This window comes from Massilia sp. CT11-108 (assembly GCF_047302915.1).
Lineage (GTDB): Bacteria > Pseudomonadota > Gammaproteobacteria > Burkholderiales > Burkholderiaceae_D > Telluria > Telluria orientalis.
In genome coordinates this window covers 1-437 of sequence record NZ_JBKYMO010001260.1, presented here as the reverse complement: position 1 = coordinate 437, position 437 = coordinate 1, and the positions used below count along the sequence as shown (strand labels likewise).

Annotated in this window: 1 protein-coding gene; it reads right to left on the bottom strand. The window is 72.1% G+C overall.

Going from position 1 to position 437, the window contains the following annotated elements; all coding sequences use genetic code 11:
- Window positions 1-437 (bottom strand): sensor histidine kinase (locus ACEN88_RS34315; protein ID WP_413346864.1); only part of this gene is annotated, 437 nt, incomplete at both ends.

Here is a 437-nt window from a genome sequence, read left to right as displayed (position 1 = left end):
GCACCCGGAGGGGCGCCGCCTTGTCCGCGCCATGATCGGCCAGCGGCAGGCGCACCGTGAAGACGCTGCCCGTGCCGATGCCGGCGCTGGCCGCCTGGATCGTCCCGCCGTGCAGCTCGACGAGGCTTTTCACGAGCGACAGGCCGATCCCGAGGCCGCCCGGCATGTGCCGGGTCGCGTTCGGGATTTGCGTGAACATGCGGAAGACTTCGTCGAGCGCGTCGGGCGGGATGCCGATGCCGTTGTCGGACACGGCGATCAGCGCCTGCCGGCCGTCGCGCTCCGCCGCCAGCACGATGTGGCCGCCGCGCGGGGTGTATTTCGCCGCGTTGTTCAGGAGGTTGCTGACGACCTGCGTGATGCGGGTGGCGTCCGCGTGCAGCATCAGCGGCTCGCCCGGCAGCCGCACGTCGAGCTCGTGGCGCGCGGCCTCGATC